General features: G+C 72.6%; 16 protein-coding genes. 8 read left to right on the top strand and 8 right to left on the bottom strand.

The features are described from left to right. The first annotated feature begins 2 nt into the window (after window positions 1–2). From JOD49_RS17245 to glgB, 4 genes are all read left to right on the top strand, one after another. Window positions 3–1,568 (top strand): phosphotransferase, encoded by a 1,566-nt coding sequence (locus tag JOD49_RS17245; protein WP_307822611.1) that lies wholly within the window; start codon window positions 3–5, stop codon window positions 1,566–1,568. A 70-nt stretch (window positions 1,569–1,638) separates the two neighbouring features. Next, window positions 1,639–2,328: a leucine-rich repeat domain-containing protein gene (locus JOD49_RS17240; RefSeq protein ID WP_205308261.1), complete on the top strand. Its 690-nt coding sequence runs from the start codon at window positions 1,639–1,641 to the stop codon at window positions 2,326–2,328. Window positions 2,329–2,417: 89 nt separating this feature from the next. Further along, window positions 2,418–5,183, top strand: coding sequence for a glycoside hydrolase family 2 protein (locus JOD49_RS17235; protein WP_205308260.1), 2,766 nt, complete (start codon window positions 2,418–2,420; stop codon window positions 5,181–5,183). Between the two features lie 72 nt (window positions 5,184–5,255). Next, window positions 5,256–7,550, top strand: a complete 2,295-nt coding sequence (gene glgB, locus JOD49_RS17230; protein WP_205308259.1) for a 1,4-alpha-glucan branching protein GlgB — start codon at window positions 5,256–5,258, stop codon at window positions 7,548–7,550. A 138-nt stretch (window positions 7,551–7,688) separates the two neighbouring features. On the opposite strand, the gene JOD49_RS17225 is transcribed toward glgB, so the two are convergent. The 3 genes from JOD49_RS17225 to JOD49_RS17215 form a co-directional block, all read right to left on the bottom strand. Continuing rightward, entirely contained in the window at window positions 7,689–8,639 is a 951-nt protein-coding gene (locus tag JOD49_RS17225; RefSeq protein ID WP_205308258.1) for a tetratricopeptide repeat protein, read from the bottom strand. 110 nt (window positions 8,640–8,749) lie between these two features. After that, window positions 8,750–9,769: a DUF8094 domain-containing protein gene (locus tag JOD49_RS17220; protein WP_205308257.1), complete on the bottom strand. Its 1,020-nt coding sequence runs from the start codon at window positions 9,767–9,769 to the stop codon at window positions 8,750–8,752. Then, window positions 9,766–10,983, bottom strand: a complete 1,218-nt coding sequence (locus tag JOD49_RS17215; RefSeq protein ID WP_205308256.1) for a hypothetical protein — start codon at window positions 10,981–10,983, stop codon at window positions 9,766–9,768. Before JOD49_RS17215 ends, JOD49_RS17220 begins: the two co-directional genes overlap by 4 nt. Window positions 10,984–11,244: 261 nt before the next feature. Between JOD49_RS17215 and JOD49_RS17210 the strand changes: the two genes are divergently transcribed. Together JOD49_RS17210 and JOD49_RS17205 are read left to right on the top strand one after the other, a co-directional pair. Next, entirely contained in the window at window positions 11,245–12,642 is a 1,398-nt protein-coding gene (locus JOD49_RS17210; protein WP_205308255.1) for a coiled-coil domain-containing protein, read from the top strand. A gap of 5 nt (window positions 12,643–12,647) precedes the next feature. Continuing rightward, window positions 12,648–13,184: a hypothetical protein gene (locus JOD49_RS17205; RefSeq protein ID WP_239525248.1), complete on the top strand. Its 537-nt coding sequence runs from the start codon at window positions 12,648–12,650 to the stop codon at window positions 13,182–13,184. Window positions 13,185–13,243: 59 nt separating this feature from the next. Here the strand turns inward: JOD49_RS17205 and JOD49_RS17200 are convergent, their stop codons facing one another. The 3 genes from JOD49_RS17200 to JOD49_RS17190 all read right to left on the bottom strand — a co-directional run bounded on the left by JOD49_RS17200 (window position 13,244) and on the right by JOD49_RS17190 (window position 15,337). Continuing rightward, a complete protein-coding gene (locus tag JOD49_RS17200; RefSeq protein ID WP_205308254.1) occupies window positions 13,244–14,038 on the bottom strand; it encodes an alpha/beta fold hydrolase in 795 nt (264 codons plus the stop codon). After that, a complete protein-coding gene (locus JOD49_RS17195; RefSeq protein WP_307822697.1) occupies window positions 14,035–14,838 on the bottom strand; it encodes an alpha/beta hydrolase in 804 nt (267 codons plus the stop codon). The genes JOD49_RS17200 and JOD49_RS17195 overlap by 4 nt, the downstream gene beginning before the upstream one ends. A 199-nt stretch (window positions 14,839–15,037) precedes the next feature. Continuing rightward, entirely contained in the window at window positions 15,038–15,337 is a 300-nt protein-coding gene (locus JOD49_RS17190; protein ID WP_205308253.1) for an Rv1322 family protein, read from the bottom strand. A 206-nt stretch (window positions 15,338–15,543) separates the two neighbouring features. Between JOD49_RS17190 and JOD49_RS17185 the strand changes: the two genes are divergently transcribed. Together JOD49_RS17185 and JOD49_RS17180 are read left to right on the top strand one after the other, a co-directional pair. Then, window positions 15,544–16,503 (top strand): FKBP-type peptidyl-prolyl cis-trans isomerase, encoded by a 960-nt coding sequence (locus tag JOD49_RS17185; RefSeq protein WP_205308252.1) that lies wholly within the window; start codon window positions 15,544–15,546, stop codon window positions 16,501–16,503. A 148-nt stretch (window positions 16,504–16,651) separates the two neighbouring features. Beyond that, window positions 16,652–17,146, top strand: a complete 495-nt coding sequence (locus tag JOD49_RS17180) for a phosphoribosyltransferase (RefSeq protein WP_205308251.1) — start codon at window positions 16,652–16,654, stop codon at window positions 17,144–17,146. A 791-nt stretch (window positions 17,147–17,937) separates the two neighbouring features. Here JOD49_RS17180 and JOD49_RS17175 read toward each other — a convergent pair. Together JOD49_RS17175 and JOD49_RS17170 are read right to left on the bottom strand one after the other, a co-directional pair. After that, complete coding sequence (locus JOD49_RS17175; RefSeq protein ID WP_344716394.1) at window positions 17,938–19,515, bottom strand: ThiF family adenylyltransferase; 1,578 nt, start codon at window positions 19,513–19,515, stop codon at window positions 17,938–17,940. Window positions 19,516–19,601: 86 nt separating this feature from the next. Then, window positions 19,602–20,585 (bottom strand): SMODS domain-containing nucleotidyltransferase, encoded by a 984-nt coding sequence (locus JOD49_RS17170; protein ID WP_205308249.1) that lies wholly within the window; start codon window positions 20,583–20,585, stop codon window positions 19,602–19,604. Window positions 20,586–20,590 lie beyond the last annotated feature (5 nt).

The raw sequence follows: 20,590 nt of genomic DNA, 5'->3' as shown, positions 1-20,590 counted from the left end.
ACGTGGTGCCCAAGACCGTCTCGTCCTCGCCCGTCGTGTCGCACCCCGGGCCGCTCGGGTCGGCGCAGCGCGCGCCGGTCCCCGACGACCGGCTGCTCGGTCTGCTCGACGCGTGGCTGCCCGCGCAGCGCTGGTACCCCGTCAAGGGGCTCACGGTGCGGCACGTGCCGTGGATGAGCTTCGCGCTCACGGACCGTTGCACGCTGCACCTGCTGCGCATCGTGGGCGACGGGGTGGACCTGGTGATCCAGGTCCCGCTCGTGCTCACGCCCGCGGGCAGGCTCGCCGAGTCGTCCGCGCAGACCCCGCCGGCGGGGCCCACGGGGGAACGCGCTGGGCGCGTCCGCCCGGACGAGGCGGGCGGGGCACGCACGCCGCTCCCGGGCCTCGTGGGCTTCGTCCCCGGGGCTCCGGGGCGTCCCGGGGAGCGCCTCGACGCGCCGTTCGCGGTGCACGACGGCGCCACCCACCCCGACCTGTGGGTGGCCCTCCTGGCCGCGGTCGAGCAGGCGGCGGGCGCCTACGCACCGGGCACCCTCGGGGGCCGCACCGACCCCGAACCCATCCCCCTCGACCTGACGGGAGCCCGCACGGTCGGCGGCGAGCAGTCCAACTCCTCGGTGATCCTCCCCGGGGTCGCGGGCGGGTCGATCCTCAAGATCCTGCGGACGATCGCGATCGGCCCCAACCCGGACGTCGTCGTCCCCGACGCGCTGGCCCGCGTCGGCTGGACGGGCGTGCCTCGCCCGCTCGGCTGGGTCGAGGCCACGTGGGACTCGCACGACGTGCCGCAGGACGCTCACGGGCTGGGACCGGACCGGACCGCGCACCTCGCGGTCCTGAGCGAGCTCGTGACGGATGCTCGGGACGGGTTCGAGCTCGCGTGCGCCTACGCGGCCCAGGACACCTCGTTCGCCGACCTCGCAGCCGACCTCGGCCGGACGCTCGCGAGCATGCACCGGGCTCTGCGCGAGGCCCTGCCGACCGGGCCACCGCTCGAGGCGGGCTGGCTGCTCGGCGACCTGCGTCGTCGGGCGCGTGAGGCGTGCGCGTCCTCCGCACCCCTCGGGCGGCGCGCTGCGCAGATCGAGGTGTTCCTCGACGGCGTGGCCGACCGCCTGGACCGCGAGGACGCCGCACCACCCCTGCTCCAGGCGATCCACGGCGACATGCACCTCGGCCAGGCCCTGTACGCACGCGGCGACGGATGGAAGATCCTCGACTTCGAGGGCGAGCCCCTGCGGCCCGTGGCCGAGCGCACGCGCCCGGACCTGCCGCTGCGCGACGTCGCGGGCATCGTGCGTTCGTTCGACTACGCGGCGGCGGTCGGCGGTGCCCGTTCGCCCCGGTGGACGACGACGGCGCGCACCGCGTTCGTCGAGGCGTACCGCCGCGAGATCGGCGAGGACGACGGGACCGCGGGCCTCTCGGTCGCCACGACCGAGGCCCTGCTCCGGGCGCTCGTGCTCGACAAGGCGCTGTACGAGGTCGTGTACGAGTCGCGGAACCGGCCGGCGTGGGAGCCGATCCCGCTGACCGCGGTGGACCGGCTGCTGGGCGGGCGGTAAGGGGGCCTGCGGAACGCTTGCTGGTGGCCTCCCGGCGCACATCGTGGGTGGTTCGTGGTCTGCTGGCGCCATGACGAGCAGCATCGACAGGCACGGTGAGACCGCCTGGTGGGAGTCGCCCGACGTCCTGGTGCTCGACCGTGCGCGCCTCGACCTCTCGGACACCTCGTGGATGGCTCGTGCCCGAACGATCGACTCACGATGGACGCGCGCACCGAAAGGTCTGTACGCGGCGCTGCCTCGCCTCGAACGACTCAGGATCATCGACGGCGCGACGCCGGACCTCGACGAGCTGCAGGGCTGCCGGAGGCTGCGCGGCCTCGAGGTCCAGGGCGTCCGCCGGCTGGTGGACCTGTCGGCCGTGGCCGGGCTCGTCTCGCTCGAGGCCCTGTCCCTCTACGGTCTCAAGGACCTGCGGGTGGTCCCGTCGCTCGCACGGCTGACCCGGTTGTCGTGGGTCGACCTGGGGCGTCTGCCGAGCCTCGAAGGGATCGAGGGACTCCTCGCGGCGCCGCACCTGACCGACCTGTCCTTCGTCCGCGCCGTGGGGGTCACCCCGGGCGACGCGACGAGGATCGCCGCGTCGTCCGTCGAGCGGTTCGAGTGGTTTGCCGAGGACGTTCCGGACAGGGAGTGGGTGCCGTTCCGCGCGGCCGTCGGCCTGCCGAGGCTCTCACCGACGACCATGGACGGCTGGTTCGCGGCACGCGACCTGCCGTCGTCGCCCGCTGCGCCGGAGACCCACCGCCACCAGGCATGATGGTGCCGCGGTTCGACGACGACCCCTCACCTCTCTGGAGCTTCCCCGTGACCTCGGCCCCGGCCTCTGCAGACCTCGCGCCCTCGACGATGACAGCGCTGACATCCCCGCTCGGCCCGACCCCGGACGCCACCACCGACGCGCGGAGCCTGACCCGCCGTGAGCTGCACACGGGCTGGACCGTCCGCGCCGTCGCCGGCCCCGTCCCCGCACACCTCGCCGAGCAGGTGCACGCGCCCGTGCCCGCGTCCGTGCCGGGGACGGTCCATACCGACCTCCTCGCGGCCGGGATCGTCCCCGACCCCTACCTCGACGACAACGAGCGCGTGCTCGCCTGGATCGGGCGCTGCGACTGGGAGTACCGCACCACGTTCGAGTGGGCCCCCGACGGGCACGAGCGCCACGACCTCGTCGCCGACGGCCTCGACACCGTCGCGGCCGTGACCCTCAACGGGCACCTGCTCGCCGAGACCGCGAACCAGCACCGCACCTACCGCCTGCCCGTCGACGAGCACCTGCGGCCCGGTGCCAACGAGCTCGTCGTGCGCTTCTCCTCGCCGCTCGCGTACGCCGCCGCGCAGAACGTGGCCCTGGGCTACCGCCCCCACACCAACCCCCACCCGTTCAACGCGATCCGCAAGATGGCGTGCAGCTTCGGGTGGGACTGGGGCCTGGAGACCGCGACGTCGGGCATCTGGCGTCCGCTCGCGCTCGAGGGGTGGTCGGGCGCGAGGCTCGCGTCGGTGCGGCCCGTCGCGACGGTCACCGGGCCGTCCGCCGACGCACCGCACGCCGAGGCCACGGCCTCGCCCGACGCCCCCGTGCCGGGCCGCCTCACGGTCCACGTCGACCTCGAGCGCTCCCCCGACGTCGACGGCCCGCTGGACGTCGCGGTCCACGTCGACGGCCTCGTCACGACCGTCCAGGTCCCGGCCGGCGAGACCGCGGTCGTCGTCGACGCCGATCTCCCGCAGGTGCGTCGATGGTGGCCCCGCGGGTACGGCGACCAGCCGCTCTACGAGGTCACGGTCGAGCTCCTCGGCTCCCCCGGCACGACGCCCGAGGAGACCGAGGAGCGCGCGCCGCGCGCCGCCGTCGGGCCCCTCGACGTGCGGCGCCACCGCGTGGGCTTCCGCACCGTGCGCCTCGACCTGCTGCCCGACGAGCACGACGGCGAGCCCGGCACGTCCTTCGTGATCGTCGTCAACGACCAGCCCGTGTTCGTGCGCGGAGCCAACTGGATCCCCGACGACGCGTTCCCCCACCGCGTCACGCGCGAGCGGTACGCCGCACGCATCGCCCAGGCCGAGCAGGCGAACGTCAACCTCCTGCGGGTCTGGGGCGGCGGGATCTACGAGGCCGACGACTTCTACGACCTGTGCGACGAGCGCGGCATCCTCACCTGGCAGGACTTCCTGTTCGCCTGCTCGACGTACGCGGAGGAAGAACCGCTGCGCAGCGAGGTCGAGGCCGAGGTGCGCGACAACGTGACCCGCCTGGCCCCGCACCCGAGCCTCGTGCTGTGGAACGGCAACAACGAGAACCTGTGGGGCTTCCACGACTGGGACTGGCAGCCGCGCCTCCAGGGCCGCACCTGGGGCCTGGGCTACTACACCGGGCTGCTGCCCGCGCTGCTCGCCGAGCTCGACCCGGGGCGCCCGTACACGCCGGGCAGCCCGTGGTCGGGCTCGCTCGACCTGCACCCCAACCTCGACGCGCACGGCTCGGTGCACGTCTGGGACGCGTGGAACCGCAAGGGGTACGAGGTGTACCGCGACCACGTCGCGCGCTTCGTCGCCGAGTTCGGCTGGCAGGGCCCGCCCACGTGGTCGACGCTGCGCGACGCCCTGTCCGACGACCCGCTCACGCCCGAGTCCCCCGGGATGCTCGTGCACCAGAAGGCCGCGCAGGGCAACGACAAGCTGACCGACGGCCTGCTCCCCCACTTCCCGCTGCCCGACGACATGGACGACTGGCACTGGGCCATGTCCCTCAACCAGGCGAACGCCATGACGGTCGGGATCGAGCACCTGCGCTCGTGGAGCCCGCGCTGCGCGGGCGCGATCGTGTGGCAGCTCAACGACTGCTGGCCCGTCACCTCGTGGGCCGCGGTCGACGGCGCGGGCCGTGCCAAGCCCACCCTGTTCGCGCTCGCCCACGCGTACCGCGACCGCCTGGTCACGGTCCAGCCCCGCAGGCCCGACGGCGGCGCGCCCGTCCCCGGCGGCCCCTCGGCGCTCGCGGTGGTCGTCGTCAACGACTCGCCCGACCCGTGGAGCGGGACGCTCGTCCAGCGCCGCGTGCGCTACGACGGGACGGTCCTCGCCGAGATGAGCACCGCCGTCGGTCTGGCGCCGCGCGAGACGCGCACGCTCCTGCTGCCGGACGCCGTCGCGACGGCCGCGAGCGCCCGCGACGAGCTGGTCGTCGCGGCCCTGGGTGACGAGCGCGGGCTGTGGTTCTTCGCCGAGCCGCGCGACAGCGCGCTGGTCGAGGGCGGGCTGGACGTGGAGGTGCGGCAGGTCGCCTCCGGCGCCCCGGTGACGTCGCCCGTGCCGGGCTCGATCCGCACGCCCGCCGCAGTCGGTGGGCCGGGAGAAGGTCGCCGGTACGAGGTCACCGCCACGGCCCGCACGCTCGTGCGCGACGTGACCCTGCTGGTCGACAAGGTGCACCCCGACGCGAGCGTCGACGACCAGCTCGTCACCCTCCTGCCCGGGGAATCGGTGACCTTCACGGTGTCGGCCCCCGAGCCGCTCGGGAGCGCCGGGAAGTCCGCGCTGACCACGCGACGGGTGCTGCGCACCGCGAACCAGCTCGTCGCGGGACCGTCGACGCCGGGTGTGAACCCGTGAGGGCCGGGTGAGCGCACGCCCGTGCGGCGCGGGGAGTACGCACGCACCCCGGCGACGTGGAAAGGTTGGGCCATGACCGGGTCATCGACACCTCCGAGCAGCTCCCTCCCACCGCTCCCCGTGGTGCCGGCCGATCCGGTGGCGCTCGCGGCCGTCGCCCAGGGCCGGGCCGTCGACCCCCACGCGGTGCTGGGTCCGCACCTGACAGCGGTGCCCCTCCCGGGCGGCCGGACCGGGGGCGCCGCCACGGTGCGCGTCCTGCGCCCGCTCGCGGACGAGGTCGCGATCATCACGCTCGACGGCGAGTTCTCCGCGACGCACGAGCAGGACGGGATCTGGGTCGCGGTCGTGCCCGCGGCGGTCGACGAACCCGCGCCCGGCGCCTCGACCCCGCCCGTGCTGCACGCCCCCGACTACCGCGTCCGCGCACGCTACGGCGAGACCTCCACTCTCCTCGACGACCCCTACCGCTTCCTGCCGACCCTCGGCGCGATGGACCAGCACCTGATCCGCGAGGGGCGCCACGAGGAGCTGTGGACCGTCCTGGGAGCCAACCCGCAGGTCTATCCGAGCGTCCTCGGCGAGCCCGGCGAGGTCGGGACCACGAGCGGCACGGCGTTCGCGGTGTGGGCGCCCAACGCGCGCGCGGTACGGGTCATCGGCGACTTCAACCACTGGCAGGGCACCACGCACGCCATGCGGTCGCTGGGCGACACGGGCGTGTGGGAGCTGTTCGTGCCGGGCATCGGTCCCGGGACGCTCTACAAGTACGAGATCCTCACGGCCGGTGGCGCCTGGCTCCAGAAGGCCGACCCCCTGGCCAAGGGCACGCAGGTGCCGCCCGCCAACGCGAGCGTCGTCGTCGCGTCCGAGCACCGGTGGACCGACGACGACTGGCTCGCCGAGCGCGCGGCCCGCGACCCGCACTCGGGCCCCGTGAGCGTCTACGAGGTGCACCTGGGCTCGTGGCGCCAGGGCCTCGGCTATCGCGACCTCGCCGAGCAGCTCACCGCGTACGTCCTGGAGACCGGGTTCACGCACGTCGAGCTCATGCCCGTCGCCGAGCACCCCTACGGCGGCTCGTGGGGCTACCAGGTCACGAGCTACTACGCCCCGACCGCGCGGTTCGGGCACCCCGACGACTTCCGGTACCTCGTCGACACCCTGCACCGCGCCGGGATCGGCGTGATCCTCGACTGGGTCCCCGCACACTTCCCCAAGGACGAGTGGGCCCTCGCCCGCTTCGACGGGACCCCGCTCTACGAGCACCCCGACCCCCTGCGCGGCGAGCAGCCCGACTGGGGCACCTACGTGTTCGACTTCGGCCGCAACGAGGTGCGCAACTTCCTCGTCGCCAACGCGACGTACTGGTTCGAGGAGTTCCACGTCGACGCGCTGCGCGTCGACGCCGTGGCCTCGATGCTCTACCTCGACTACTCGCGCGGTCCGGGCCAGTGGCACCCCAACGTCCACGGCGGGCGCGAGAACCTCGAGGCCATCGCGTTCCTCCAGGAGACCAACGCGACCGCCTACCGCCGCACGCCGGGCGTCATGATGATCGCCGAGGAGTCGACTGCCTGGCCCGGCGTCACGCGCCCCACCGACGCGGGCGGCCTCGGGTTCGGCCTCAAGTGGAACATGGGCTGGATGAACGACTCGCTGCGCTACATCGCCGAGGAGCCCATCAACCGGCGCTACCACCACCACGAGATCACGTTCTCGATGGTCTACGCGTACTCCGAGCAGTTCGTCCTGCCCATCAGCCACGACGAGGTCGTGCACGGCAAGGGGTCGCTCTACGGCAAGATGCCGGGCGACGACTGGCAGAAGCGCGCGGGAGTCCGGTCCTTCCTGGCCTACCAGTGGTCGCACCCCGGCAAGCAGCTGCTCTTCATGGGCTGCGAGATCGCCCAGCACGCCGAGTGGAACGAGGCCGCGAGCCTCGACTGGGCCGGCCTCGGCGACCCCGGCAAGGCGGGCGTCCAGCGCCAGGTGCGCGACCTCAACGCGCTCTACCGGCGCACCCCCGCCCTGTGGGCCCTCGACCACGACCCGGCGGGCTTCGAGTGGCTCGACGCCGAGGACGCCGACCACAACGTCATCGCGTACCTCCGGCGCGACGCCGCGGGCAACCAGGTCGCCGTCGTCGTGAACTTCGCGGGCACCCCGCACGAGGGCTACCGGCTCGCGCTGCCCCAGGGCGGCGCGTGGCGCGAGATCCTCAACACCGACGCCGAGGTCTACGGAGGCTCCGGGGTCGGGAACCTCGGCGAGGTCCTGGCAGAGGCACGGCCCTGGAAGGGGCGGGCGTACTCGGTCACGCTGCGCGTCCCGCCGCTCGGGGTGCTGTACCTGGCACCGGCCTGACCTCGAGCCGGTCCGGCCCGGTGGGTCCGGCCCGGGTGGGCGAGAGACGCGGCGCCCACGGGCCACGCACCGCCCGTGCACGACGGCGGCCGGTCACCTCGTGAGGTGACCGGCCGCCGTCGTGCGGGGTACGGGGTGTCAGTACAGGTTGATCGCCAGGACCTGACGCGCCTTGCCGACGCGGGGGTCGGTGGGGCCGAGGATCTCGAAGTAGTCGACGAGCCGACGGCGCAGCGTCTCCTTGTCCTCGGCGCTCGACCCGACGAGGAGGTCGAGCAGGCGCCCGAACGCGTCCTCGACCTTGCCGCCGAGGATGTCCAGGTCCGCGACGTCGAGCTGCGCCTGGAGGTCGGTGGGCCGGGCCGCCGCGGCCTCGCGCGCGGCCTGCAGGTCGAGGTCGCGCGTGCGACGCAGCAGCCCGACCTGCGCGAGCCCCGCGGTGGCGAGGTGGTCACGCGGGTCCTGCTTGATGGCCTTCTCGTACGCGGCGACGGCCGCGTCGAAGTCGTCTCGCTCGATCGCGTCGTACGCCTCCTGGTGCAGGGGCGGCAGCTCGGGCTCGGGGACGGGCGCCTCCGCGGCCTCGTCACCGTCCGCCGCGACGCCCTGCACGGGGGCTCGGCCCGTGACGCCGTTGCCCTCGGCGATCTGCAGGACCTGCTGCAGGACAGCGCGGATCTGGTCCCCCGCGGCAGCGCCCTGGAACAGCGGGACCGGCTGGCCTCCGACGATCGCGACGACCGTCGGCACGCTCTCGACCTGGAAGGCGGCAGCGATCTGCGGGTACGTCTGCGCGTCGACCCTGCCCAGGAGGAACCGCCCGGCGAACTCCTCGGCGATCACGCCGAGCTCGGTGCCGAGCTCCGCGTTGGCCTGGTCGGTCGGGATCCAGAGCAGGACCACGACCGGGTACTGCGTCGAGTCCTGCACGAGCTGCGGGAACGACTCCTCGGTCACGTCGACGACGTACCCGCCCGCCTCGGGCGCCCCACCCGGCGTGCCGGGCGGCGGGGCCGACGGGCGGTTCAAGGACGACAGGTCGACGGCACCACGCACGTCGAAGTTCGGCTGCTGGCTCGGTTGGCTCATGGCTACATCCTATGAAGGATCCGGCCGCGTGCCGCGCGTCCGACGACGGGCGGCACGCGGCCGGACAACGGGTGGTGGGGCGCCCGGGACCGGGCGAGTCCCCGAGGAGGTCAGGAGGTCGCGACGGACGTCGCGACGTTCTCCATGCCGAGGACCTGGACGCCGGTCGTCGCACCCGCGGGCGGGATGTACATCGCGACCATGGTCGTGTACCCGACGTTGAGCTTGTTCGTCGGCTCGTTCGCCCCGAAGAGCGCCTTCTCGGTGTCCGACCCGGGGGCGATCTTGCCGCCCTCCTCGATCGTGCGCGTCTCGAGCCCCGTCAGCCCCGCCATGACCATCGCGCCACCGTCGGCCGTGCGCACCGCGCGCGCCTGGTCGGGGGTCGGGGTGAACGTCATGGTCAACGATCCCGCGGCCTTGCTCAGCTCGGCCATCTGCACGGTCGCGTTGTCCGCGACCCACACACGCAGCGGGTCGTTGGCGAACGATCCTGCGTACGCCGAGCCCGCCCCGAGCGTCAGGACGTCCGCGTACTGCGCCACGGCGTCCGCGGGGGTCACGAGGAGCGACGAGTCGTCCATCGCGACGGCCTCGCTGCCCACCGCGGGACCCGCGAACGTGGGCAGGGTCGCGCTCGGGAACAGCCGCACCCAGGCCCACAGCTTGTACGGGTCGCGGGCAGCCGTCTGCTCGTACGCGAGCAGGCGCGGGGACTGGAGGTCCTCGGGCTGGACGGTCACGGAGTAGGCCTGGCGTGGCCAGGTGTCCGTCGTCGTGATGATGTCCTGCTGGACGTCGGTCGGCAGCTGAGTGACCAGGTTCTGGGCGCCCCGCACCGCGGCGACCGCGAGCTGGCTCGTGCGCAGCGAGAGCGCGGGCCCCGCGAGCCGGTTGGCGAGCTGCGTGGCGTCGTTGGCCGCACCGGCCTCGTCGAGCGTGGTCCCGACCGCGGTGCGCACCTCGGCCATCTGGTCGGCAGTCAGCGCGGGGACCGCCTCGGTGGGCGTCGGGTCCGGGTCCGCCGTGGGCACGGGCGAGGCGCAGCCTGCGAGCAGGATGGCCCCTGCGAGGACACCTGCTACGGCGGCCGTACGGGTCGCTGAGCGGCGAGTCGTGCGTGTGCTCATCGGTCTCCTCCGGTCGAGTCGGGGTTCTGGGTCCGGTCGTCCTCGCCCGAGGTGGGCGGGGCGGCCTTCGTCTGGTTGAAGCCCCAGGCCTGGCGCCAGGCGTCGGCCCGGGCGGCCGAGCCGCCGTCCGCACCGGCCTGTGGCTCGGTCGTCGGGGCCGGCACCACGGGCTGGGCCGCGGTGGCGTTCTTCTGCCGGCCGGGCACGATCGGGATCTGCCCGGTCAGCCACCGGTTGCGGGGGCGCGAACGGGCCTCCTCCTGGGCGGCGTTCTCGGACTCGAGGCGTTCCCGCTCGGCCCGCTCCCTCAGCTCGCGGCGCGTGAGGGAGGCGGTCGCACCGGTCTGCGCGGGCGGCTCCTGCCTCGTGGAGGCCGTGCCACCCTTCCCGGGGGCGGGGTCGCTCGATGCTCCCGCGCCGGTCTGGGCCGTGTGCTCGTCGGCGGCCGGGGTGCCTCCCGTGCGCTTCGGGGTGCGCTCCGAGGGCTTGCCGCCCTTCCTCCCGCTCACGAACGAGACGACTCCGATCGCGAGCCCTGCCAGCAGGAGCAGCGTGCCGCCGGCGATCCCCGGCCACTGCCACGGGGTCGAGACCTCACGGGTCCAGGTCAGGGTCACGACGGGGGCGGCGGGGTCCTCACCCGTGCCGGCCGCGAGCAGGCTCCATCGGCCCGGACGGTCGGACCAGCGCAGGCTGACCTCGCCCGCGCCCGCCGACTCGGCGAACCACATGTCCGACCCGGCCGGGTCGACACCGACGACGGGGGGCGCGGCGGGAGTCTCCGCCGCGGCCTCGCCCTCGGCGGGAACCTCACCCTCCGCGGGGGCCTCACCCTCCGCGGGAGCCTCGCCCTCCGCGGGGGTCTCCTCCGCGGGGGGTGGCGCTGCGACGGAACGGGTCGACAGGGTCTTCCAGTCCGTGAGCCCCGTGACGACCGTGTGGGCGTCCGTGCCGACCCAGCCGGTGACGTCGACGTCGCGTCCGATCACGAGCGTCACCGGCTTGTCGTCGGGGGTCTTCGCAGTGACGGTCACGTCGCCCGCGACCATGTCGAGGACACCGGGCTCGGACACGACGAGCGGCGACGAGCCGTCGGCGGAGGTCGAGGCGACCACCGTCTCGCTCTCACGCCAGATCGTCGCCGAGGCGACCCCCGTGCCGATCCCCACCAGGCCGAGCACGATCAGGCCGGCGGCCAGGATTCGTTGAAGCACCGAGTTTTCCCTTCGTCATGGACAATCCACAATAGAGGCGAACGAGCGTCGGATTCGAAAGTTCGCCGGCTGGCGACGATCGCCGCAGACTCTTCACGAACTCCTCGCGACACCCTGACCGTACCCATTCCGGGTATTCAGGACACAGCCGGGCCACGTATCCTGGTGGACGATCCACAGGTCGGGCTGCCGGTGACGCGCCGGCACTCATCCCCCGACACCCATGCTGGCGTGGACCAGCCCAAGGCGGAAGGTCGACCCGTGTCCGACGAACGCACACTGTTCCCCATCACCATGCGCGGCTACGACCGCATCATGGTGGAAGGCCAGCTGGCCAAGCTCGAGAAGGACCTCGAGGACTCCCGACACCGAGCGGAGGCGGCTGACGCACGGGCCGTGCAGCTCACGTCGGACCTCCAGGACGCCCAGCGCCAGCTGCGCGAGACGGACCGCCCGTCGTACGCGGGGCTGGGGTCGCGCATCGAGCAGCTCCTGCGCTCGGCCGAGGAGCAGTCCGCGGACATCCTGGCCCAGGCCAACGCGCAGGCCGTCGACATCATGTCGCGCGCCAAGGTCGCGGGCGGGCAGATCCGATCGCGTGCCGAGAACGAGGTCGCCGAGCTCCTGTCGAACGCCCGCCGCGAGGCCGAGGAGATCCGCTCGACCGCCGCCGCGGAGACCGAGAGCACGCTGGTCGGCGCTCAGCGCCGCGCCGAGGAGTTCGTGGGCTCGGCCGAGCGTGAGGCCGCCCGCATCCAGAGCGCGCTGAACACCGAGGAGAGCGAGCGTCGCTCGAGCCTCGAGCGCGAGCTGGGCACCCTGCGCGCCCAGACCGAGCGCGAGACGACCGAGCTGCGCGTCGCGACCGAGCGCGAGACCGCCGAGCTGCGCGCCCGGGTCTCGGCCGAGACCGCCGCGATGCGCGAGGCCGCCGACCGCGAGACGACCGAGCTGCGCGAGACCACGCGGCGCGAGGCCGAGCGCCAGGTCGCCGAGGCCAAGCGTGCCGCGTCCGAGGCCGCGAACGCCGTCACGTCGGAGATGGAGGAGCTGCGCGAGAAGGCGCGGACCGCCCTCGCCGAGGCCGAGCTGGACATCGTCCGTCGTCGCGAGGAGGCCGAGCTCGAGAGCGCGGCACGGCACCAGGTCGCGAAGGAGGAGACCGACAAGCTCGTCGCGACCGCCGAGGCGCACGCCTCGGACGCCGAGGCCCGGGTGGTCGCCGCGCTCGAGCAGGCCGAGAAGGTCCGCACCGAGTCCGACGAGTACGTCAAGGAGGTCATCGCCACCGCGCGCCACAACGCGGACCGCGTGGTCGCCGAGGCCCGCGAGTTCGCCGAGCAGACGGTCGGGGACGCCAAGGCGGAGGCCGAGCAGCAGCGGGCCGCGGCGCAGCGCCAGCTCGAGGACCTCACGCGCCAGCACGAGTCGATCAACACCTACCTCGACGAGCTGCGCGGGCTCCTGGGTGACAGCGACGCCGGGGCGGCCAAGGCGAAGGCGGCCGCTCCTGCCGCGATCGCGGGCACGCCGGCCCAGCGTGCACGCGCGGCCAACCTCATGACGGCCGAGTTCCCGCAGGTCGAGGCCGCGGAGTCCGGGGACGAGTCGGCCGCCACGGCCGACGAGCCCGAGGCTCCCGCGCGGACCAAGGGCTGAGGAGTATGACGACCGGCGGCGACGGCACGGGACCCCTTGTTCCCGGGTCGTCGCCGTCGCCGCGTCCGGGCACCGACGGTTCGGGCGACGGTTCGGGCGCTGCCCCGTCGCGCCGGACGGACACGCCCGACGACGTCGCCGCCTGGCGTGCTCAGCGCACCGAGGCCGCGGCGCACCAGGCGGCCGAGCTCGAACGGCGTCGCGCGCAGGAGTCCGCCGAGGCGGCGGTCCTGCTGCTCGAGTTCGTCGCCGAGGCCGGGCGTCGCGGCCTCTCTCCCGTGCCGCTCCAGGCCCGGTCGTACGCGGGCGACGCGACGTACCGGACCCGCACGCTCGGCTGGTACCTGCGCAAGAACCGGACGCTCGCGGTCGGCACCGACGGCGCGTTCTACGTCCTGAGCGTCCCCGGCGGGATCTCGGCCCGACTGCGCGGCGCGGTCCTCACGCCGTCCGACCCGCCGCTCGTGCTCGGCAAGGGCGGCCGCGACGGCGAGTCGATCTCGCTCGCCGACGCTCTCGCACTCGTCCTCGAGCGCGGCTGACCGGCGGCTGCGGCTGACCGGCGCCGCCGGCGCCGCCGGTGCCGCCGGTGCCGCCGGTCTCACCCCTTGGCGGTCGCCCAGAGGTCCCCGAGCGCGTTCGCGACCGCAGCAGGTTCCTCGACCGCGCTCATGTGACCGGCGGACTGCACCAGGACGAGCGCGGTTCCCCGAGCGGCCGCGACCATGTGCTCGGCTGCCTCGACGGGCGTCAGGGTGTCCTCCTCGCCCACGACCACCGTGATCGGGCCCGCGAAGCGGGCCAGGACCTCGGTGCGGTCCGGGCGGGCGGCCATGGCGCGCTGGGCCCACGCGACGCCGTCGGGCCGCTGGGAACGGATCCACTCCTCGAGGCGCGCCGTCAGCGCCGGGCGGGCCACCTTGCTGGTCGCCCCGAGGAGCGCGCCCGGCATGCCGAGCACGGCGTCGACCGTCGCGCTGGCCGTGACGGCCTCCGCGATGCGCAGGCGGTTGGCCCGCGCCTCGTCGGTGTCGGCCGTGGACTTGGTGTCCACGAGGCCCAGCGCGGCCGTGAAGTCGGGGTGCCGCTCGGCGGCCGCGAGCGCGACGTACCCACCCATCGACATCCCGACGACGACCGCTCGCTCGACTCCCGCCGCGCGGGCCGCGGCGACCACGCCGTCCGCTGCGGCCTCGATCGAGGCGGGCTCGGCGCCGACCGGGCTCTGGCCCGCGCCGGGCAGGTCGACCGCGAGGACCGTGGTGCCGTTCGGCAGGGCAGCGGCGACGTCGAGCCACATGCGGTGGTCGAACGGGAACCCGTGCACGAGCAGCACGGGCAGCCCGTGGCCGTGGCGCAACGTGTGGAGGGCGAGGCGTCGGTCGGTCGTGCTCATGGTTCCTGTCCCGTCGTCGATGGCTGGACGTGCGTTCGGCTGGCGTCGTAGGTGGCCTGGTCGGTGGCCTCGGTGTCGGTGCCCGTCTCTGTCGCGGCGTCCCACGTCGTGGGCAGCGGCACGGGGAAGCCGGGCAGGACGTGCGCGACGATCTCGTCGAGGACCCGGCGGACCGACGGTTCCCCGACCCACAGGTGCTTCGCGCCCTCGACCGCGATGACCTCGGCCTGGGGCACACGTGCGAACCGGCGGCGTGCCTCGTCGGGACGCAGGTAGTCGTCGAGCTCGGGCACGAGCACCACGAGGGGCTTGCCGAACGCGGCCCAGCGGTCCAGGTCGTCGTCGGTCGCACGGTGCAGGGGCGGGGAGAGCAGGATCGCGCCCTCGATGCCCGGGTCGGTGCCGTGCTTGAGCGCGATCTCGGTCCCGAACGACCAGCCCACGAGCCACCGGTTCGGCAGGTCGTGGAACTCGGCGAGCTCGATCGCCGCGGCGACGTCGAAGCGTTCGGCCTCGCCGCCGTCGAACGCGCCCTCGCTCGTCCCCCGCGGCGACGAGGTGCCGCGCGTGTTGAAGCGCAGCACCGCGAGGTCGGCGAGCGCCGGGAGGCGCCACGCGGCCTTGCGGTACACGTGGGAGTCCATGTAGCCGCCGTGCGTGGGCAGCGGGTGCAGCGTGATCAGCGTGCCCGACGGCGCAGCGTGCGCCGGGAGCGCGAGCTCACCCACGAGGGTCAGGCCGTCGGCGGTGTGGAGCTCGACGTCCTCGCGGCGGGCCGGCAGGACCGTGAGCGAACGGATCGGTGCGCCGTGCTCGGCGGGCCTTCCCTCGGGTGCGGTGGTGTGCCCGGTCGGGGGCTGTGCTGCGGGCTGCACGTCGGACGGCCCGTCGACCGGGGGCGCGGTCGCTGCGGCGGGCTCGTCGGGGCGGTCGGTCGCGGGGTCGGGACGGTGCGCGTTCATCACGACCGAGCCTAGCCCGCGGTTCCGCGAGCGCAGGTCAGCGGCGACGTTCGCGTGCCGCCCAGCACCCCGTGTGCCAGTGCCGCCGGTCCTCGAGGGCCGAGGCCGCGCCGAACATCGAGTCGTTGGCCCAGGCGACCACGTGGCTCGTGCCCGCCGGGATGGTCTGCCGGCACCCGGGACAGACGTAGGACTTGTCCCCCGAACGTACGGTGCGGACCGACCACTCGCCGTCGGCCCCCGACTCGGAGCGCAGCCCGCCGAGGGCACGCCCCAGGTCGAGGGGGGCGGGTTCAGCCCCCCAGGGACGACGGCGGGACGGACGCTTCGACGGCATCCGTCCATTGTCCCTGCTCGCGACGCGCTCAGGGGCCCGCACGGGGCGCGACCCGTGCCCCGGGGACCGACGCCCCGGGAACCGACCAGGCACCTGCTCCCAGCGGCCTCCCAGAGAGTGCCGTTAGAGTTACCTGGCCTGCAACCCGCGCCCGGCACCGTGTTCGCTCCCGGTCGTGCGCGGACACCCCCGACCGAAGGATCCTTGTGAAGCTCCGTACCTCTCGCGGCCTCGTCGCGATCGCCCTGGGGACCGCCCTGGTCCTCTCCGGCTGCGCCAGCGGCAACGACGGCGGCGCCAGCCCCTCGCCCAGCGAGTCGGCCGCCAGCGGCATCCCGACCCCCACGGCAGAGGACGTCGCGGCGGTCGAGGCCATCAAGGTCAACGGCGACGTCGGTGCCGAGCCCACCCTGGAGTTCAAGGAGGGGCTCTCGGTGTCCGCCCCCACGGCCCGCCTCGTCGACGAAGGCACTGGTGAGGAGCTCGTCAAGGGCAACCAGGTCACCATGCAGTTCGTCGCCTACTCGGGGACCGATGCCGCGAAGACCGGGCAGTCGTCCTGGGAGACCGACTCCCCGCAGTCCTTCACCCTGGGAGACGCGCAGTTCGACCTGCTCAACCCGACGCTGATCGGGCAGAAGGTCGGCACGCGGATGCTCCTCGCGAATCCGATCCAGGGCCAGGACGGGATCACGACGATCATCAACCTCGTCGAGGTCGTCTCCACGAAGGAGATCCCGACGCGCGCCGAGGGCGAGGCAGTGACCCCGGCCGAGGGTCTGCCCGTCGTGACGCTCGACGACTCGGGCAAGCCCAGCATCGAGATTCCCGAGGGCTACGCGGCCCCGACCGAGCTGGTCACCCAGACCCTCATCAAGGGTTCCGGTCCCGAGGTCACGGCCGACAGCACCATCACGGCGCACTACACGGGCTGGACGCTCGACGGCAAGGTCTTCGACTCCTCGTGGGAGAAGGGCGCGCCCATGACGATCCCGCTCGCGAGCCTCGTCGAGGGCTGGAAGCAGGGCCTCACCGGGCAGACCGTCGGCAGCCAGGTGCTCCTGATCGTCCCGCCGGCCCTCGCCTACGGTGAGACCGCGAGCGAGCAGAACCCGCTGGGCGGCCAGACCCTGGTCTTCGTGCTCGACATCCTCGACGCCTCCTGACCGGTCGATCCTGACGGCACCGCCGCCAGAGAGAGCACAGGGCCGCCTCCCGTCCGCGGGAGGCGGCCCTTCTCGTGTGCTGGACCGAGCCGTCCTGCGCCCGACCCTCCGCAGGCCGACCCCCAGGTGCAGCACCTAGGCTCTGCCCATGAGCACAGAGCGCGAAGTCATGACGTGGGAGCTGTTCGGCACCGCGTCCAGGGAGCTGGCCGAGCAGGTGGTGGCCGGCGGCTTCCTGCCCGACGTCGTGGTCGCGATCGCCCGTGGCGGCCTGCTGCCCGGCGGTGCCGTGGCCTACGCCCTGGGCACCAAGGGCGTCGGGACGCTCAACGTCGAGTTCTACACGGACATCGGCCAGACGCTCTCCGACCCGCGTGTCCTGCCCCCGCTCATGGACACGTCCGAGCTCCCGGGGTCCAAGGTCCTCGTGGTCGACGACGTCGCGGACTCGGGTCGGACCCTCGCCCTGGTCATGGGCATGCTCGCCGAGCACGGCACCGAGGCCCGCTCCGCGGTGCTCTACACCAAGCCGCGCACGATCATCCAGCCGGACTTCGCCTGGAAGGAGACCGACCTGTGGATCACGTTCCCGTGGTCGGCCGAGCCTCCGGTCGAGGGCGCGGGGTCACGGCCGAACGACTGACACGCCCCTGACGCTCGGCCAGTCGGCGAACGACCGGTGCCCTGGCTCTCTTGCGTGGAGGAGCGTGGCGCCAGTGGTCTCGCAGGGGGCCGCTATTTGTCGTCTGGCAACCTTCCCTGAGTATCAGTGGCGGCGTTCAGCAGCTTGCGCTGTCACCCCTGACCGATCCGGGATGGCATCGGACGGTGGGCATTTCGGGCGTCATACGAGCAGGTGGCACGACTCCGGATTGCGGACTGGATGCTGGCGGTGGGCACGGTTTCGGTATCGCCGCGGTCCTACTTCTCTCCACGTGGATCCGCGGGCCCCTCCAGGCTGAGTCGGCCACCAGTTGCCCAGCGTCACGACACCAGCGCGAGGTCCTGTCAGCCGCGCCCACGCACACTCGGCATGTGAACCTGCCGCGAACCTCCCCGGGGGTACGTCTCGTGTCCGCGCAGCAGTTCCTCTGCTCAACCAGCGCCCCGTACCGGCAGGCGTTCACCACAACGGCGACCGGCCGGTACCCGCCCCCGTGACTGCGATGGGCGACCGGTGCCGAGGAGCTCGACACGGTCGCGCCCGAGTGGACGCGCACCGTCGTGCGGGTGCGGATCACAGACCTGCAGGTCGTGACCGGAGCCGTGTGACTATCCGCTCAAGACGTCCGCCGACTGTCTGCGGAAGCCTCCGTGCGGCCCCCGGAAGCACGTCGACGCCGCACCGTCCCGCCGACCGGCGTCACCCTCGCAGGCACGGCGTCGTCTAACACCGATTCCCGTAGTCGGGTTCTCGTCGCCCGCGGCAGGCGCTCAGCCTGAGGTGTCGCCCGGGTGGGGCAAGAATGCGTAGCCCGGGGCAACTCCTGTGTGTGGAAGTGCGAACAGGTAGGTGCCGGAGGTCTGCTGGCTCGCATGACGACCGATGATGTTCGTCTGGATCGCGGCAACGGCCGCGAGGTCAGCGGCCGAGCCGTGGAATGTCGGCACGGAGCAGCCACGGGCGGGGACGAGTTCGTCGTCCTCGCTGGTCTCCCAGAACGTGCGGTACGCCTCGAGCTCTCCGGACGCGGTGACGTGAGTACCTGCGACGGTGTCGATCGGAGGAACTTCAGTTCCGGGTGCCGCCACAACGACCATACCGAGCGAGCCGGTGGCTACGTCGGTCGCGACCTGGGCGACGAGAGCACGCCGGCCGGAGGAACCGACGTCGAGCAGGCTGAGATAGGTCGCCATCGCGTGGGAGACAGTGGCGTCGATGATGAAGCCGCCCACCGTCAGCACAGCCAGTGCACCTGGGCTAGGGGTGGAGCCGACACTCTCGGTGACCTTCAAGTCCGGGTTGATCGCTCGCAGGCGCTCCGCGAGTGCGGAGACCTTCGCGTCGGTGACGTCCGCTTCGGTGAAGTTCTGCCTCACGAGGTGTCCACCACCGACGGCTCCGTAGTCGACGAGCTCGATCGACCGGCATCCGGCGCGCACCACGTACTCGGAGATCCATGAGCCGAGCCCTCCGCAACCGAGGAGAACAACGTCGGACTGGTGGAAGGCGTTCACGGGACGATCCTTGTCTCGACGGGTGGAGATCGACGGGCGCTCGTCATACAGGCGGCACCACTCGATGGGACGGTCGTGGAGGGTCGACACTTCGGCGTCGCTTAGATCAACGCGACCGACGAGCAGGGAGGACATCTGGGCGGTCGGGTGGGGCACGTTCACGACGATGTGGACGAACGTGGCATGGTCGCGGCGACGCCGCACGACGCGCGCCCGCCAGGCGTGGAGCGCTGACGTTGCATCGGGCTCGCCGAGCTCGCGCATGACCTGAAACACGCTGCGTCCCGCCCCGGTGTAGAGCGGTCCGGGCATCCGCAGGACGAGGACCTGCTCGTCGTCGGGGTGTCGCTGCGCTCGGTGCAGGTCGAGGCGGTCGCCCGTGCCGTTGCGGCTGAGCCACGCCATGGAGAATGGGCGAGGGTCGTCGAACTCCTCCCGACAAACCACGGGTGCGGCGTTCTCGTGGGAGTACTGGTGCCCACCGACTGCGTGGAACAGGGCGGTGTCTGGGTCGAATCGATCCGCGAGGGCGTCTTCGAACCACCGGAAAATCCGGTCGAGGAACTCGCGCGCGCCACCCAGCGGGTTCCACTCACGCGCCGGGTCGAGGTAGACGCAGAGCTGACCGGAGCTCAGTGCGTGCGGGATACCGATGAAGCGCTCGTGCGTGACGCCGACGACTGGCGGGGCGAGAGCGTTCGACGGGATCAGCACGACCAGGTCCTCGAAGTCGTGCGCGTTCATGCCGCCCGGCGACCGACTCATGCCTCGCGTCGCCAAGCGCAGCCGAACTCTAAGGAGGTCACCATTCAGCGACTCCCGGGCGACTTGCACGAGCGTCTTCGGAGACTCGCGATGCAGGGCACGCAGCTCGGCAAGGAAGCCCTCCTGGTACGGGGTACCGAGGGGGGCGCGGCGGTTCACCCGGCACGGCCCGCGCGGCCGACGCTCAGGGTAGACCCGGCGACGACGAACGGGCTGGCGGACGCGGTCGCGGTGGTCGCGGACTTGAACCCGTCACCGAACAGGGCACGCCACTTTCGGGTGCTCTCCTCGGGGTCCGGCTCGTCGAGCGCGTCGCGCATCTGAGCGGCGTGGGCGTGGATCCGGGCACGGAAAAAACTGTAGGAGATCTGCGACCACCGGTGATTGAACGTCGTTCGCGGCGAGGAGGGGTCGACGACATCCGGCATCAGCGGCCTAGCCTGCAACCAGTCGTCGAGCGACTCCATGAGCGCCACGAGCGTCACGGGCACGTTCTTGTATGCGCCCGGCTGGACGAATTCCTTGAGCGAGTCCGCCTGATTGCCGAGCAGAGTCGTCAGGATGATCGACGGGGTACCGGTGAACGAGTTCTTGTGGTCGCGCAGGTACTTCAGCAGGCGCACGGAGCGACGGAAGTTGCTGTGGGTGATCTCGTCGCGCTTCTTCATCCAGGCGGTGTAACCCGCTGGGTCGGAGTCCTCCCACTCGCCGGTCTGGCGGTTCACGATCCGCTGCCCCCAGGGGGTGTCTACGTACGGGACCAGGTCGACGTGACAGTCGTTGGCGTACTGCACGCGCACGCACCGCGTCTTCATCGTGACCTTGCCCTGGTAGCCGGAGCGCTCGAGCGCCCACTTGAGCGAGGAAATGTAGCGGCCCTTGTCGTTCTCCCAGTCGGGGTTCGCGGTCATGTGGATCAGGACGTCGGCGTCGTACTCCTTGTTCTTCTGGGGCTTAATGATCATGCGGTGGGCCCAGGAGCCCTGCTTGGTCTTCCCCGTGACGAGAGCGCCGATCTCAACGTCGCTGCGAAGCACCCCGAAGATGGTCTCGACACGGTCGTCGAGCTGGTCCAGTCGCCACTGTGGGAGGTTGACCGTGTCACGCAGCAGTGCGTCGAAGTGCTTGACCTGCTCCATCGTCG

Origin of the sequence: Oerskovia jenensis (genome assembly GCF_016907235.1) — a bacterium.
GTDB classification, from domain to species: Bacteria; Actinomycetota; Actinomycetes; order Actinomycetales; family Cellulomonadaceae; genus Oerskovia; species Oerskovia jenensis.
Note: the sequence above shows the minus strand (reverse complement) of the source record. Positions and strands in the feature narration are given on the sequence as shown.